Origin of the sequence: Nonomuraea sp. NPDC052129, assembly GCF_040680095.1 — a bacterium.
Classification (GTDB): domain Bacteria; phylum Actinomycetota; class Actinomycetes; order Streptosporangiales; family Streptosporangiaceae; genus Nonomuraea.
This window is the reverse complement of the sequence record NZ_JBFAVX010000031.1, coordinates 1-14756: the sequence shown is the minus strand read 5'-3', so window position 1 is coordinate 14756 and position 14756 is coordinate 1. Positions and strand designations below refer to the sequence as shown.

At 65.9% G+C, this 14756-nt stretch carries 14 protein-coding genes and 1 pseudogene; 7 read left to right on the top strand and 8 right to left on the bottom strand.

What is annotated here, in order from left to right; all coding sequences use genetic code 11:
* The first annotated feature begins 270 nt into the window (after positions 1 to 270).
* A complete protein-coding gene (locus AB0L53_RS44345; protein ID WP_364008165.1) occupies positions 271 to 2250 on the top strand; it encodes a sugar transferase in 1980 nt (659 codons plus the stop codon).
* A 517-nt stretch (positions 2251 to 2767) separates the two neighbouring features.
* Here the strand turns inward: AB0L53_RS44345 and AB0L53_RS44340 are convergent.
* Positions 2768 to 3094 (bottom strand): putative quinol monooxygenase, encoded by a 327-nt coding sequence (locus AB0L53_RS44340; protein WP_364008162.1) that lies wholly within the window; start codon positions 3092 to 3094, stop codon positions 2768 to 2770.
* Between the two features lie 58 nt (positions 3095 to 3152).
* On the opposite strand from AB0L53_RS44340, the gene AB0L53_RS44335 reads away from it, so the two are divergent.
* Positions 3153 to 3473, top strand: a complete 321-nt coding sequence (locus AB0L53_RS44335) for a helix-turn-helix domain-containing protein (RefSeq protein WP_364008160.1) — start codon at positions 3153 to 3155, stop codon at positions 3471 to 3473.
* Positions 3474 to 3511: 38 nt separating this feature from the next.
* Here the strand turns inward: AB0L53_RS44335 and AB0L53_RS44330 are convergent.
* A pseudogene (locus AB0L53_RS44330) lies at positions 3512 to 4733 on the bottom strand (IS30 family transposase).
* Between the two features lie 427 nt (positions 4734 to 5160).
* On the opposite strand from AB0L53_RS44330, the gene proS reads away from it, so the two are divergent.
* The gene (gene proS / locus AB0L53_RS44325; protein ID WP_364008157.1) at positions 5161 to 6603 is read left to right on the top strand and encodes a proline--tRNA ligase; all 1443 of its coding nucleotides are present in this window, start codon (positions 5161 to 5163) and stop codon (positions 6601 to 6603) included.
* Between the two features lie 298 nt (positions 6604 to 6901).
* On the opposite strand, the gene AB0L53_RS44320 is transcribed toward proS, so the two are convergent.
* Together AB0L53_RS44320 and AB0L53_RS44315 are read right to left on the bottom strand one after the other, a co-directional pair.
* Positions 6902 to 7435 carry a flavoprotein gene (locus AB0L53_RS44320; RefSeq protein ID WP_364008154.1) on the bottom strand — a complete coding sequence of 178 codons (534 nt, stop codon included), beginning with the start codon at positions 7433 to 7435 and terminating at the stop codon, positions 6902 to 6904.
* A complete protein-coding gene (locus AB0L53_RS44315; protein ID WP_364008151.1) occupies positions 7432 to 8145 on the bottom strand; it encodes a hypothetical protein in 714 nt (237 codons plus the stop codon). The genes AB0L53_RS44320 and AB0L53_RS44315 overlap by 4 nt, the downstream gene beginning before the upstream one ends.
* Before the next feature lie 258 nt (positions 8146 to 8403).
* Here AB0L53_RS44315 and AB0L53_RS44310 point away from each other — a divergent pair, with 258 nt between their 5' ends.
* The 4 genes from AB0L53_RS44310 to AB0L53_RS44295 are packed head-to-tail and all read left to right on the top strand — an operon-like array spanning position 8404 to position 10159.
* A complete protein-coding gene (locus AB0L53_RS44310; protein WP_364008149.1) occupies positions 8404 to 8736 on the top strand; it encodes a replication initiator in 333 nt (110 codons plus the stop codon).
* Positions 8733 to 8924, top strand: coding sequence for an excisionase family DNA-binding protein (locus AB0L53_RS44305; RefSeq protein WP_364008146.1), 192 nt, complete (start codon positions 8733 to 8735; stop codon positions 8922 to 8924). Before AB0L53_RS44310 ends, AB0L53_RS44305 begins: the two co-directional genes overlap by 4 nt.
* Positions 8921 to 9229: a hypothetical protein gene (locus tag AB0L53_RS44300; RefSeq protein ID WP_364008143.1), complete on the top strand. Its 309-nt coding sequence runs from the start codon at positions 8921 to 8923 to the stop codon at positions 9227 to 9229. Before AB0L53_RS44305 ends, AB0L53_RS44300 begins: the two co-directional genes overlap by 4 nt.
* A 36-nt stretch (positions 9230 to 9265) precedes the next feature.
* On the top strand, positions 9266 to 10159 hold the full coding sequence (locus tag AB0L53_RS44295) for a tyrosine-type recombinase/integrase (protein WP_364008140.1): 894 nt from the start codon (positions 9266 to 9268) through the stop codon (positions 10157 to 10159).
* 228 nt (positions 10160 to 10387) lie between these two features.
* On the opposite strand, the gene AB0L53_RS44290 is transcribed toward AB0L53_RS44295, so the two are convergent.
* From AB0L53_RS44290 to AB0L53_RS44275, 4 genes are all read right to left on the bottom strand, one after another.
* A complete protein-coding gene (locus AB0L53_RS44290; protein ID WP_364008137.1) occupies positions 10388 to 10696 on the bottom strand; it encodes a hypothetical protein in 309 nt (102 codons plus the stop codon).
* The gene (locus tag AB0L53_RS44285; RefSeq protein ID WP_364008134.1) at positions 10668 to 10919 is read right to left on the bottom strand and encodes a hypothetical protein; all 252 of its coding nucleotides are present in this window, start codon (positions 10917 to 10919) and stop codon (positions 10668 to 10670) included. Before AB0L53_RS44285 ends, AB0L53_RS44290 begins: the two co-directional genes overlap by 29 nt.
* Positions 10920 to 11278: 359 nt before the next feature.
* The gene (locus AB0L53_RS44280; RefSeq protein WP_364008131.1) at positions 11279 to 12574 is read right to left on the bottom strand and encodes a VCBS repeat-containing protein; all 1296 of its coding nucleotides are present in this window, start codon (positions 12572 to 12574) and stop codon (positions 11279 to 11281) included.
* Complete coding sequence (locus tag AB0L53_RS44275) at positions 12564 to 13814, bottom strand: integrin alpha (RefSeq protein ID WP_364008128.1); 1251 nt, start codon at positions 13812 to 13814, stop codon at positions 12564 to 12566. Before AB0L53_RS44275 ends, AB0L53_RS44280 begins: the two co-directional genes overlap by 11 nt.
* Positions 13815 to 14756: the final 942 nt, after the last annotated feature.

Below are 14756 nucleotides of genomic sequence, written 5' to 3'. Positions count from 1 at the left end.
GCGCCGACCCCACCCAGGAGACAGCCGCAGGCGGCTGAGCCTTCGTCCACTGCAAATGCATCGGCTTTTGGTCGAACGAGCTCTTTGCAATGTAAGTCGCGGCTTCGTCTGGTCCCCAAGGAGCTCGCCATCGGCGGGGGTGCGACGTTGCCGAACGCGCATCAACCACCACTGCATCGAGCCTTGCCGGCCGACGGTGAAGGCGGCCCCGCCATCCGTCGGCGTAGATGCTCCGTTAGTGATTGCGAACGGTTGCTGTAGATCATGGAGATGAGGAACATCGCCGCCGACGATCTGGCCCCTGCGGGGATACTGATATTCGACCCGGAGAGCTGGCTCAGCGCGGGGAAAGGCGTCCGGAAGGCCGCTGATGATCTGGCCGAGGGCGTGGACGAGTTCTGCCGGGCGGTGGATGAGCGCCCCTTCGGTCAGGACGATCTAGGCCGGGCGCTGTTCGAGGGCGATCCCGAGGCAGGCATGCCGGGGTTCGCCCGACTACGTGACGACCTGCTGAAAGACCTGGTCGAAGCGGTGAACCTGCTACGCGCGATGGCGGCCGGGATGGTCGTCGCCGGGTGCAGGTATGCCGCAACCGAGGACTTGAACGCCAGGATGATTGCCGGGGGCAGGTACGCCGAGGCCGGGGAGGCGACCACCGAGATCCCGTACGCGCAGGGGTACCCGGGATGGCTGACGGATCCGGATGTGTACAAGCCCGGGCTGAGCCCGAGCGGTCTGCCGACGACCACACCAGCGCCTGACTTCGTGAGCCAGGCGATCTGGTTCCTCGAATCTGTAGGAGTCGGGTCCGCGTGGCCGGATGGTGATCTCGACGGTGTGGCGCGGCTGCGGGATGCCGCGACGACGGTGGGACGCGTGGTCGCTGACGTCAAGGAGCAGGTCGCCGGGCAGGCCGGGCGGGTGACCGGGGCCGGGTCCGGGCTGGCCACGGCTGTGTTCGGACGTACCACGCGGGTGGTGCACGGCGAGAATGGGCAGCTGGCCGACCTGCATCGGCGGTGCGCGCACCTCGCCGACAGCGGCCAGATCGGCTACGACGCGATCGTGGAGGCCAGACGGCGATTCCTGGCATCTGCGGCGTTCGTGGTGGCACTGATGCTCATTGCAAAGCTACTGGCCCCCCGGCTCGGCCCGCTCCTCGACGCCGTGGTGAAAAAGCTGCTCCGAACCGAGGGCCAGGTACTGCGGATCACTTTGCTGATCATCCGTCAGGCAGCATTGGGCGCGATGTACTCCGGCGGACTGAGCGCGATCGACCAGCTGTTCGCCACCGGCACCATCAATGTCGGAAAGCTGGTTCGGGATATGTTGCACGGAGCGCTCGCCGGCGGGTTGATGGCCGGTGCGCACGGCGCGCTGCCCGCGTTGCTGCGCCGAGGCGGACCCGCGCTCACGGGCCTGGCCGAGGCCATGGAGTCGGCCACATGGGAGCGGGCATTCTCCCGGATCATGGTCGGCGGTGCGGTGAGCTCAACTGTGCTGGCAACCACGGGATGGGCGAGCGGCGTCGGCTGGGATTGGAAGCACGCCGCTGAGATGGGCTTCGGCATGGCCGCACTCAGCACCGGCGCGGGTATCGCCGCTCGGTCCTGGCCTGCCCCACCCTATGCGAGCCTGAGGGGCAGAGAATGGAAGCAGAGCCCGGCCAAGCGGTGGCATGACGTCAAATGGGCCACCGGGATTGTCATGATCACCACTCCTGCGAACGCCATCTTCGCGCTCGCAAAGTTCGCCGAGGACGGAAGAAATCCCTTCTTCTTCCAGAAACGGGTTGGCCAGTTCGGCCGCGAGTTCGACATGGCCAAGGGCCGTACGATGAAGATGACCGACGGCACGAAAGGCGGCAGCGGCGAACGTACGAGCGTCGGTAATGGGTGGTCGCGAACCACTCTCGACGAGACCGTCCAAATGCTCTACAACGTCATCATCAAGGGAAACATGTCGGTCGTAAACGACCGACCGCTATTGACCCCCGACAGACAGAGAACAGTAGCGGCGCTCGGGCCCATCCTGGGGCCACGCTGGAACGAAGCGGATCTGGCCGGAAAGCCTGGGTGGCTCGGCGCCTTCCCCAACAAGACCGTCGAGCTCAATCTCAAGCAGGGGACATTCGCGTACGACCTTCAACGAGGCTTCACGGGCCTCTGGCATGACCAGCACGCGAGCCTGAAGTTGGATCGGGAGATCGCCCGGAAATTCCTCTCCACTTACTGGAAGCGCATTCTCTAGGCTCGATCTTCCGTGCGCCCAGCAGAACAGGAGTGAAGCCGTGACGTAGCGGTGAGTCTTGTGGTTCGTAAGCTCGTCCTCACTTGCCGGGTGGGAGTCGGTCCGAGCAACCGTCAGGAGGCCCGGTAGCAGACCGGTGGTTACTGGCACGCGACTGATGTACATGCGCGTGATCCGGGAAAGCGTCACGTCTGACGACCTGCAGCGCTTTCTGAACGCCTCGCTCCTACAGAGACTCTGGCCCGAGTTGATCTTGACAGCCCTCACTTCGTCCGACTCAGTGTGACCGACCCTGTGATCAGCCGGGTCAGCATAGCCGCGAGAAATCCGCGCTGACCCTGAGCGTTGCGGCGATGGCCGCCCGCTCCCTCGATAGCGGGAGTGGGCGGCCGTTCGTCTTGCCTGCTCATGTGATGCGGACGGCGGCGAGATTCTTCGGGAACCGACGTATGTGGGGCGCCTGGCCAAGGTCGGTCACTCTGTCCAGCGTGTCGGCGCGGATACGCTGACAATGGGGTCAGGAGGTCACGCTGAGGGGTGTCAGCCAGTGGATCTCCAGGTCTTCTCGTAGGTAGTCCATGCGGTGCTGCTGGAAGCGTGCGAGTTCGGGACGCGCGAGATGCGCGCGCAGGTCGTCGGCCGACCGCCACAGTTCGTAGAACACGAACGTGCTGGGATCAGCCACGTCTCGGTGGACCTGGTACTGCATCGAGCCAGGCTCGGCCCTGGTCGGCTCCACGAATGACAGCAGCAGCCGCTCCAGCTCATCGGCGCGCTCGGGCTTCGGCCGGGCGAAGCCGTAGATACCGACCGCCCCACTTCCTTCAGGTACGACAATTTTCATACCTGCCAACGCTAGCCATCGACCCAGGTATGATGCAAATCGTACCTAGGAGTGAGTTATGGATCTGGGCAAGGTGTTGCGCGCGCTGGCCGACGACTCCCGCCGCCGGGTCGTGGCCGAACTCGCGGCCGATCCCGAAGACCGGGAGCGTGCCTGCGGCTCGTTTGACCTGCCGGTGAAGAAGGCCGCGCGCACGCATCACTTCCGGGTGTTGCGCGAGGCGGGGCTGATCATGCAGCGTGACCACGGCAACGGCAGCGCCGTCTCACTGCCCAGGCAGGACATCGAGCGTCATCTGCCCGGCCTGTTGCAGCTCCTGTCTGAGGAGCTGAAGTCCGGCAGCGCGACGGGCAGAACCGGGAACACTGCGGCTGATTAGCCCACCAGGAGCACTGGCCGTCCTGCTGCTCTCACAGGTCAGAGGCAGGCCGTCATGAGCTCGGTGAGGCGCTGTGCGGGACTCTCCCAGCCGAGCGACTTGCGAGGTCTGGAGTTCAGCTCGGCGGCGACGGCGTCGGGCTGGTGGCGGGTGTGAACGGACAGGTCGGTGCCTTTGAGGAAGTACTGACGCAGCAGGCCGTTCGTGTTCTCGTTTGAGCCGCGCTGCCAAGGGCTGGCCGGGTCGCAGAAGTAGACGGGGATGTCGGTGGCGAGCGTGAAAGCCCGGTGAGCGCCCATCTCGCTGCCCTGATCCCAGGTCAAAGAGCGCTTGAGATGAGTCGGCAGCGTGGCCATGGCCTCCACCAGAGCGTCGCGCATGCGCTCGGCGCTGCGGTCGGTCGGCAGGTGGACGAGCATCACGAAACGCGTGGTCCGCTCGACCAGGGTGCCGATCGCCGAGGTGCCGTTCTTGCCGATGATGCAGTCACCTTCCCAGTGGCCGGCACGGCGCGGTCATCAGCCTCGGCGGGTCGCTCGCTGATCATCACCGTAGGGGCGCTGTAGCGGGGCTGACGCTGCTGGGCCTGGCGACGGGGCTTGCGCATCGCGCGGCCGGTGCGCAGGGCCCGGGTCAGCTCGCGGCGCAGCTCGCCGCGGCCCTGGACGTAGAGCGCTTGGTAGATGGTCTCGTGGCACACGTGCATCTCCGCCCGCTCGGGAAAGGTCTTGCGCAGGCTCTGAACGATCTGCTCCGGGCTCCAGCGCTTGTGCAGATGGTCTTGAATGTATGCCGTAACTCCGGGTTCTGCCCGATCCTGCCGGGCTTGGGGCGGGGCCGGCGCGCGTCGGCTCGGGCCTGCGCCGCGTGCGGGCGGTACTGACCATTGGTGGGGTGCCGGTTGTGGCGGATCTCCCGGCTGATGGTCGAGGGCGCACGGCCCAGCTCGCGCGCGATCTCCCGGATCGACGCCTTCTCCCGCACCCGGTCGGCGATGTGAATTCGCTCGGTCTCGTTCAGGTAGCGGCCACGCACGTCTGGGGGCGCCGCCGATGTGATCGGTAGCGCCCCCACGTGCTTGCCGGTCGGATTGCGTCCGTTACGCCATCGCCGACCCGTCCGGAGGTTGATGCCGACGATCCGGCATGCCTCCTTGGTGCTCAAGCCCTGCTGCACGAGCCGCAAGTATGCCGCTCGCTCACGGGAAAGAGCCCTGCGCCCCCGCGCGCGCTCCCGGTCCTCCCGGATCTCGAAGTCCATCGCATCCCCTCATCTGGGGTGTTGCGACGACCACTAGAAGGAGGGCCCTCCCTCTGAAAGGGGCCTTTGAGCTGCGAGCCGACGAGGGGAATCGAACCCCTGACCTTCTGTTTACAAGGTCCCCAAACGATCTTCAGGGCCGTTCAGGTCCGTTCGCTGGGCCAGTAGGAGGTCGCCTCGCCGTTCAGGCTCGTACGGCTCAGTTCATGATCGTCCGTTCGGGTGGCTCCCCACGTGGCTCCCAAACCGGGGCCGCCGTTCCGGCCGCGATCGCCCGTGTGCACTCATGAGCAGGCACGAGGCCAGGTTGATGTATTGGGCGTCACAGACCCTATGACTGCCATCTGCTCTCTTCCCCGTAGGGCACTGTCGCAAGGCCGTCCTCCACGGGGCCACGAGGACATGCCATGAGCGATATTCTCCGTGCATGGGACGTGATGAACGTGGTGTGACTCCTCAGAATGAGGACTTCTCGGCCTGGTACAACGAGCTGGTTGCCAAGGCGCAGCTCGTTGACAGGGGACCCGCCAAGGGCACCATGGTCATCCGACCGTACGGCTACCGCCTGTGGGAGCTCATCCAAGAGGAACTTGATCGCCGGATCAAGGACACCGGTCATGAGAATGCTTACTTCCCTCTACTGATCCCAGAGAGCTACCTTCGGCGAGAGGCCGATCACGTCGAGGGATTCTCGCCTGAGCTCGCCGTTGTCACTCACGCTGGCGGTAAGGAGCTCGAAGAGCCGCTGGTCGTTCGGCCCACCTCAGAGACAATCATCGGCGAGATGATGGCCAAGTGGGTCTCATCCCATCGAGACCTTCCGCTCCTACTGAATCAGTGGGCCAACGTCGTGCGCTGGGAATTGCGGCCCCGCATGTTCCTGCGCACGACGGAATTCCTCTGGCAAGAGGGTCACACAGCACACGCCGACGAGGCGGACGCCATGCGCGAGACGATGCTGGCGCTCGATCTCTACACGGAGGTTGCGCGAGACATCGCGGCGATCCCAGTAGTACCTGGCGAGAAGACACCTGGGGAGCGGTTCGCCGGCGCAGTCCGTACCTTCACCATCGAGGGCATGATGAGGGACGGCAAGGCGCTCCAAGCTGGAACCTCCCACTACATGGGCACGAATTTCGCCAAAGCCTTCGACATCCAGTACACCTCCGAAGCCGGTCGTCTCGAACTGTGTCACACCACCTCATGGGGCATGTCGACGAGAATGATCGGCGGCGTCATCATGACCCACGGCGACGACAAGGGCCTGGTCCTCCCACCCAGACTCGCCCCCTATCAAGTGGTAATCGTGCCGATTGGACGTGGCGATCAGGGCGCGCAGACCTCAGCCGCAGCACTGAAGCTTGCAGGGCGACTTAAGGCGGCCGGTATACGTACCCATGTCGATGATCGCGCACAGCTTTCACCTGGCTTCCGGTTCAATGACTGGGAGCTGCGCGGCGCCCCTATCCGGCTGGAACTCGGTCCGCGTGATCTTGAGGCTGGCACTGTAGTGATGGCCAAGAGGCTGGGCGACGAAGGCAAACAAAGCATCTCGCTGTCTTCTGCACCGGAGCTCATTCCTGGCGTACTGGAGGAGTTCCAAGCCTTCCTTCTTCAGCGGGCTACCGAATACCGCGACAGTCACACCATGAGAGTGGACACCTGGGACGCCTTCACGAAGGCGGTGGCATCGGGATGGGCGTTGGTCTTGCACTGCGGCAGACCCGCCTGTGAGGACGACATCAAGGCCAAGGTCGCAGCAACTCCGCGCTGCATTCCGCTCGACGGTACTCCGGAGACCGGATGGTGCGTGCATTGCGGGGAAGCATCGGCATATGGCAAGCGTGTCATCTTTGGGCGGGCTTACTGATCACGGTTACCACGATGCTCCGTGAGCCGGGGCTGAGGAACGAAGTCCCGGATCGTCGATCGCCCCCAGGCACGTACGGCGTCCAGCCATGCAGTGGCGATCGTAGGGCTGCATCTGTGCGGCGGCGCGGCAACCCCGGCCGGAGCGTCCGGTCAGTACGGCGGGGCGGGCGTGCGGTGCCCGGCCCGGTGTCCCGCCGCCGTCCGGGACCGGCCCCCAGGCCGCACGCCCGGACGGCGGGCGGGCGGAGGGCCGGGGGTACGGCGGCGCGCCGCGCCGCCGCTTGATACCTATGAGATCAATTCGGCAAGTTTTCCAGCGCCAAAGCCCAGGGGTAGCTGTCGATGCGTTCGCCACCGGAACTGGGCGGGTGTGGCTCGAACTGAGCTGGGCCGAGTAGGACTCGGACTTCTTCAGCTCTGAGCCGGTCAACGCTGCGTTGGAAAGGGTCCCGTGAGGCTAGGGCGGTGTTGACGAACGGCAGGATGACGACGGGAATGCCGAGTCCGGGAGCCTCGGAGAGCAGGCCGAGCGCGTAGGTGTCGGCGATGCCTGAGGCGAATTTGTTGATCGTGTTGTACGTCGCCGGGGCGACGATGATCGCGTCAGCACGGGGAGATTTCGGTTCGTTCGGCTTTCGGTACTGGCTGAGAACGGGCCGGCCGGTCTGCTTCTCCAGCTCCGGGGCGTCGATGAAGTCGAGCGCGGGCGGGGTGGCGATGATCTGGACGGTCCAGCCTTCGCCTTGGGCCAGGGCGACCAGGCGGCCGACGTCAGGGGCGGGGCCGGCGGCGCACACGATGATGTAGAGGACCTTGCCGCGTTGGGTCACGCGCTGACTCCCAGGGATGCCGCGTACTCGCGGGCTTCACGGCGGACGCTGATCGGGGCGGTAGCCAGGATGTCACGTACCAACCGGAGGGCCGCGGGGCGGCCGGAGATTTCCTCGGGGGCCAACTCGCCTGCGGCGCGCAGGATGTGCAACGCCTTGTCGTGCTGGCTGCACATCAGGAACGCGCGAGAGGTGTCGAGCAGGAGCGTGGCCTTGCGTTCGTTGGTCGGTAGCCTGTCGAGCTCGACCTGGCGGGCGTAGTCGATGGCGGTACCCGCGTCGCCGAAACGCAGGGCGACGTTCACCTGGTGACACAGGACGTTGTTCGGGCCGAATGCGGTCCACATGTGGTTGGCGTCGTGGCCCAGTCGAGTGGCTGCCTCGGCGGCTTCGTCGAGTAGCTCCGAGGTGTTGTGCCGGTTGCCGGTGTTCGCGGCGGCGATGGCTCCGCGCAGCAGCAGAGAACCGTAGATCGACAGGTCGTCGGGAGAAGGGTCGGTGAGATCGGCGTCCATGCGTTCGGCGGCGCTGCGTGCGGCGTCGGTGGCGGCGCGATGATGCCCGCCGTCCATCAGGGCATGTGTGATGATGCGCGAGCTTGAGCCGATCATGAGTGGGCTTTGGCTGGTGTGTGCGGATTGGACGCTGCGGTCTGCCGCGAGCCATGCCAGGCCCTTGTCCTCCTGCTTGAGCAGGATGGAGGAGGTCACGTGGTATGCCTCGGCGCACAGGGTGTGAGCTCGTAGCCGGTCGTCACCGTGCAGCAGCGTGCAGGCAGCGCGGAGTTTGCGGAGCAGGGCGGGGAGCATCGCGGTCACTTGGGCGTATCGGCACGCCTGATAGTTCCGCCGCGGCCCGCATGCTCGACGCCCTGCGCTACGAACCGTGCTCGCCCACCTGCCCGAACTGGCTGCGCTACGGCGTTCAGCCCAAGGACGCCAAGCCCGGCATGATCCCCGGCCGCTGCCGTGGCAAGGCCCACAAGCCCCGAACACCTCGGCTACGCCGGACGCCGCGTCCTGGTCTCCCGCAAGTGGAGCAACAAGGCCCTCACCGAACACAAGCAGGACCGCCGCACCTGGGTCCTGCAAGCCCTCGGCCAACCCGACGAACCCACCGACCCGCACCGCTACGTCTGGCGACCCGTCCCAGCCGGAGACGCCAGCGTGCCACCACTCGCCGTCCGCCTCCTCAGATCCGTCCACGAACGCCAACGCTGGCGCGCCCACCTCAGAGAACTGGAAGCCAGAGCTGCCGGACAAGATCTCTCGGCAACCGAGGACATGAGGAGAGCCGCATGACCGCGACCATCACTCCTCTCCTGCTACGGCCGGAAGAGGCGGCCGACTACCTCGGCATCGGTCGCACCAAGATCTACGAACTGATCCGCTCCGGCGCGCTCCGCTCCGTCCGCATCGGCACCCTGCGCCGCGTTCCGGCAACCGCACTAACCGAGTTCGTCACTCAGCTTGAACAGGAAGCAGCATGAGCACCAAGAAGCGTGGCCAGAACGAGGGCTCGATCTACAAGGACGGTGACCGCTGGCGCGGTGCGGTCTCCCTCGGCTACGGCCCGGACGGGACGCGCATCCGCAAGAAGGTCTCCGGCAAGACCCGCGCCGAAGTTGTTGAGAAGGTTCGCAAGCTCAAGGAGACCCTGGCCAAGGGTGCTCCAGTCCCAGATGACCGGCTTACGGTCGGCACGTTCCTCGATCGCTGGCTGCTCCACCTGCCCGGCCACATCTCCGATGGGACCTTGGACGACTACGAGGACACGGTACGACTGCACCTCTAGCCAGGACTCGCCCGTCACAAGCTGACCAAGCTCACCGTGGCCCAGGTCGATGCCCTGTGGCAAGCCAAGCGCAAGGCAGGCTACAAGGCGAACAGCGTCCGCAACATGCGGGCCGTGCTCCGAAAGGCCCTGGGCCAGGCGGAACGGGAAGGCTTGGTCATACGGAACGTCGCGGCGCTGTCGATGCCTCCGCGCGTGCCCGTAGAGGAAGGCCGGACGCTCACGGTGGAGGAGGGAAAGCAGCTCCTCGACGCCGTCGCCGATCATCGCATGGGCGTCCTCGTCCTCTTGGCCCTCGTCTTCGGACTGCGTCGCGGCGAAGCTCTGGGGCTCATGTGGAACGCCTTCGACCTGGACGCTCGTACCCTCCGAGTCACCCACTCCGTCAAGCGGCTCAAGAACCGCGACCCGAACACCGCCGCCAAGACCCGCATCGCGATCAGCGAACTCAAGACCAGACGCTCACGCCGCGTCCTCTGCCTGACTCCCGAGTTGATCGAGGCGATCAAGCGCCACAAGTCCGCCCACAACCAGGAACGCCTCAAGGCCGGCGAGGACTGGGCGGAGCGCGGGCTGATGGTCCCAACGGCTTTCGGCAACCCATCCGACCCGGACACCTTCTCGCACCTGTTCTCCCGGCTGGCCAAGAAGGCGGGCCTCGGCCACTGGCACCCCCACGAGCTTCGCCACTCCGGCGCGTCACTCATGCTCGCCCAAGGCACCCCGCTCCACGTCGTGTCCGAAGTCCTCGGCCACGCGAGCATCGCGATCACCAAGGACATCTATGGACACCTGGTGGAGGGCGACCGCCGCGCCGCGACGAAGCCATTTCCAGCGCTCTCCTGGGGAAACAGACCCCGGTGGCTCCCAAGGTGGCTCCCAAAGACACCGAAGACACCGGTTGAAGATCGGAAAGCAGAAGGCCCCTGACGGCGTAATGCCTGTTCAGGGGCCCTTCGGTTGCAGAGCCGACGAGGGGAATCGAACCCCTGACCTTCTGTTTACAAGAGGGTTCCAGCTCGTCCACGGTCGTCCGAACCTGACTTCGGCGCCCGCGTGGAAGGGGTCCTCCGGCTCCGGAATTTCCTTGGCTGTCCACGATCATCCAGAGCCGTTGTTAGCAAATCCGTTAGCAAGATCGGGCGGGGTACCACCCACTCAGTACACCTGAACGCGGGTGATGACGCAGTGCGGTTCCTCTGCGTCCGCCACGACGACGTACTCGGCGACACCCAGAACCCCATCCTTGCCGAGTGGAACCCTCCGCTGCTGTGGCCACTGGGGCGAAGCAGTGTGCCCCGGGACCCCGCCCCTCGTCTCGTTGATCTCAACGGACAGCGCGGCAATCGCCGAGAACAACGCCGGGCTTATCTGGGGATCCGCCAACAGCTCCGCAACGCTCTCGGAGAAGTAGCAAGGCCACCCCTCCTCTTCATACTCACTCGAGAGGCAGGCCCTGCCGCTCACGGCGAGCGAGAATGTCCTCCATCGTGACGACCGGCAAAGTGCCGTCCATTGCGGCCCGGCGAATCTGCTCCGCCTCGGGATCGGTGTCCAGCATCGCCTCACACCACCACCGGCGCAGGATCGCCTCAGCCTGATCCAGCGGCGCCGTACCAAGCTCGCGGTAGAACTCCATCCGCCGACCACCTTGAAGCGCATCGGCGATCCCGTCGACGGTACGCGGCACCCGGGGCTCCCGAGGAACTTGTGAATGGACAGGCTGAGCGCTCATACCGCGAGGATAGCCGCCAGACGCGACAGCGCACTGGGAGGAGACCAGATGAAGCTCGCCAGAGGGAAATCAAGATGCCCTCGCGAAGATCGCGAGGGCCTCCCGCCTGTGAGCCGACGAGGGGAATCGAACCCCTGACCTTCTGTTTACAAGGTTCCCAAGCGATCTCTAGGGTCGTTCGGACTCGTTCACCGCGCTGGTCGTCAGTCATTCGACCGTTCAGACCCGTCCGGCTCAGTTCGTGATCGTCCATCCGGGTCGTTACCGGTTTCCGTCAACGGCCAGTGATCGGAGCCTCATCGAGCCCACCCACCTCAGCCTGCGATGGAGTCGACGGAGAGCGTGCCGGTGGCGGCCTTGACGAGTTCGGCTCTTTGGGTGGCGGGGTCGATGATGGCCAGGTCCGCGGGCCGGTCGAGGCCGACCACGAGCCGGGTTCCGCTGAACGTGATCCCCCCTCGGATCGCGTACCTGAGGTAGTCGCCGGAGATACGGCGGTCCTTGGCCGGGTCCTTGGGGGACAGGAAGAGCAGGGTCGGGTCGTTGTCGTCGTTCCACAGGGCGGCGACCTGTCCGTCGGCTGAGGCGACCAGGGCGCCCGCCCACGACGGGGCCGAGGCCGCGACTGCGCGGGTTTGGTTGAGGCCGAGGTCGTAGAACTGGAGCAGGCCGCAATCTGCCGACAGGACGGCCGGCCCGGCATGAGGGACGTACGCCAGGTTCTCGCCGAAGCTGCGGCAGGGCTTGCCGTCCTTGTCATTGGGTGGTGGAAGCCGTACTCCGGTGAGGTTTGCGGCTGTCACGTCGTGCAGTACGGTGACCGCGCCGAAAGGCTCGTCCAGGCCGTCGCGGTCCTGGCGGCCGGGACCGTCCTGATTTTCGCTGGGGGCGCCAACCATGAGGCCCACGCCGCCGCGTGCGAGGGGGCCGAGGGCCAGGTGCTCGCCGAAGTGGTCGTCGGGTTCCGAGGTGCCGGGCACGCCGCTGGTCTCCTGTGTGATTCGCCGGCTGACCGAGCCCTTCTTGGCCAGGTAGACGGCTCCGCCGGGCTGCTCGTTCGGTGCGCCGATCGCGATCAGGTCGCCGTGGGCGGTGACGGACTCGCCGAAGTTCGCGTCCTCTTCCGGTCTGAGGGAGACGAGCCTTTTGGGTGGGGCGGCGGCTCCCCCGTACAGGATGTAGACAGCGCCGGCTCCGGTCTTCCCCGCGACCGTGGCGCCCGGGGCGCCGACGATGACGTCGACGCAGTCGTCGTCGTTGACCTTGGCCATGGTCACCGACTGGCCGAAGGCCGCGGCCCTGTTCCCAGGAGGGGTGGGGATAGTGATGACCTTGTCCGCCGTCAGGACGTGTACACGGCCGACGGGGCCTCCATAGCCGATGGCGATGTCGTCATGTCCGTCGCCGTCGAAATCGCGCGCGCTCGCCTTGGCACAGTCGGTCTTCGCGGGCTGGGTGACGGCGACGGTGGGCTGGGTGACGACTGCCGATTGGGAGGCGGTCGCTGCGGGCCGGGCGGCCGGGGCCGCGCTGGATGCGGGTTTCGACGACGGCGCCGAGCAGGCCATCAAGGCGCAGATCAGCAGTGCGGCGGTGGCTTCAGCCCGCAATTAGATCACCCAAACTGAAGGAGCTCGGCGCTTTGATCAGCTGGGTTCTACCGGTGGATGGATCGACGACGGCCACGTTGCTGTACGGCCCGCCGATCGAGCCGAGCATGATCCGATCGCCGCCGAAGGTCACTCCGAAGCTCCCTTGCAACCGGTCGCTGGGCAGCAGGCTGTCGGTGGTGGACAGGACCTGCAGCGTGGGAAGCCCGCCGGGGTTGATCCACAGGGCGGCGACCTGCCCGCGCTCGGATGCGGCCAGCCTGGCACCCGAGTCCACGTTGGCTCCCGGCGGTCGCAGCACCGTGCGCATCGGCTGGAGATCGAGGCCGTAAAACTGGATGCGGTCGCAGTCGCTGCCCGTGGCGGCCAGTCCGATTCCCCGGACGTACGCGAGGCTTGATCCGAAGCCGACGCACAGCAAACCACCGCTCACCGCTGTGGGGTGCTTCAGCCGGGTCGCTGCCGGTTTCGCCGCCGTGACATCGTGAATCACGGTCACCGCGCCCGCTTCTTCGTCCGGATTCCCCTCCTGCTGTCCGGGACCGTCATCGATCTCCCCTGGTGCGCCGACGATGAGCCCCACCTTGCCGGATGCCAGCGGTCCCAGTGCCACTCGTTCGCCGAAAGAGTCAAGGCGCTCGCCGTTGCCCGGTATGCCCTCGCTGTCCTGGCTGATCGACCGGATCAGCGTGCCGTTCCTGGCCAGGTACACCGCTCCTCCGTTTGCCGCGCCCGGGCTGCCGATGGCGAGCAGGTCGCCGTGGGCGGCCAGCGACGAGCCGAACAGGCCACGCTTGTGCGGCTTGGTGGCGATGAGTCGCTGCGGGGGTGCGAAGTCTCCGCCGTAATAGACGAAGACGGCACCCGCGGCCTCCTTGCCGTCTATTTCCACGCCCGGCGCGCCCACCACCACATCGATGCAGCGATCGCCGTTGACGTGAGCAAGGGTCAACGCCCAGCCGAAGAAGCCGCCGTTCTCCTGGTTGGAACCGGGCACGGGCAGCGGAACGAGCTTGCCTGCCGTCAGGAGGTAGATGGTGCTCTCGCCTTCTGTGCGGCTGACCGCGACGTCGTCGCGGCCGTCGCCGTCGAAGTCGCGCGCGCTTGCCCGGCTGCAGTCGCCTGCGGTGGGTTGGGCCTGTGGTGATGATGGTGGAGTGGTGCTGCAGGCAGTGACCACCAGCAGGACCGCGGTCAGCAAACGGGTGAACAGCGGGCGCCCCCTCGTCATCCGGGCCATCTTTCCGGCAAATCGGAGAGTTCAGCAACCGGAATGATCACATTATCCGGTGACAGCAGGCGGACGCCTTCATGCCTGCCGACGGCGATCCGTCCTCTCGGAGGAGGCCGATAGGGAGACACTGCAATGTCCGAAGAATCCGAGGTCGCTGGTGATCGAACGGCGTCTCGCGCCGCTCGCACCCCGCTTCACGTCGTCTCCGTAGTCCTCGGCCATGCTTGCATCGCGATCACCAAGGACATTTACGGACACTTGCTGGAAGGCGACCGGCGCGCCGCAACCGAAGCCATATCCAGCGCTCTCCTGGGGGAAACAGTCCCCGGTGGCTCCCAAGGTGGCTCCCAAAGACGCCGAAGACACCGGTTGAAGATCGGAAAGCAGAAGGCCCCTGACGGCGTAATGCCTGTTCAGGGGCCTTTCTGATGCAGAGCCGACGAGGGGAATCGAACCCCTGACCTTCTGTTTACAAGGAAGACGCGACTCCCTCACCGAAGCGCTGCGCACCTGGTCAAGCGTGTGATGCGGTTCGGGACGATCAGACTGCGTGAGACGACGTTGCTGTACCTCCGTGCTGTACAGCGGATCCCAGAACCAGGGCACCTCGATGGCAAGCCGACCCGGAGTGCAGGGCTGTCAGGCCCGAGCACCGGAAGCGGCGCGGCGTGCGCCACGAGGCGCTTTTGACCGTGCGGAGGTGGAAGGCCTTCGCCGATGGCCCGTCGTAGCGGGTCGTGTGAAGTGGGAGGCAGCCTGATCCCGGAGGCGTGGGTGAGGGTGGGAGCAGCCTCGACGACGTCAGGGCGTGCCGGTACTGCCGGACGGTGCGGGCCTGGTTAACGAGCGGGAGAGGTGTACGTGAGGAACCAGTGGTGTAACGCCCTTCAAGGCTTCCACCAGCTCGAATCTGGCGGATATGGGCTGGGTTGCGGTGCGTAACCGCCG

Bases quoted from the DNA above. Each gene is read 5' to 3' on its own strand.
- AB0L53_RS44345 (WP_364008165.1), top strand. From the start codon at position 271: ATGAGGAACATCGCCGCCGACGATCTGGCCCCTGCGGGGATACTGATA.
- AB0L53_RS44340 (WP_364008162.1), bottom strand. From the start codon at position 3,094: ATGAAAATTGTCGTACCTGAAGGAAGTGGGGCGGTCGGTATCTACGGC.
- AB0L53_RS44335 (WP_364008160.1), top strand. From the start codon at position 3,153: ATGGATCTGGGCAAGGTGTTGCGCGCGCTGGCCGACGACTCCCGCCGC.
- proS (WP_364008157.1), top strand. From the start codon at position 5,161: ATGGGACGTGATGAACGTGGTGTGACTCCTCAGAATGAGGACTTCTCG.
- AB0L53_RS44305 (WP_364008146.1), top strand. From the start codon at position 8,733: ATGACCGCGACCATCACTCCTCTCCTGCTACGGCCGGAAGAGGCGGCC.
- AB0L53_RS44300 (WP_364008143.1), top strand. From the start codon at position 8,921: ATGAGCACCAAGAAGCGTGGCCAGAACGAGGGCTCGATCTACAAGGAC.
- AB0L53_RS44275 (WP_364008128.1), bottom strand. From the start codon at position 13,814: ATGGCCCGGATGACGAGGGGGCGCCCGCTGTTCACCCGTTTGCTGACC.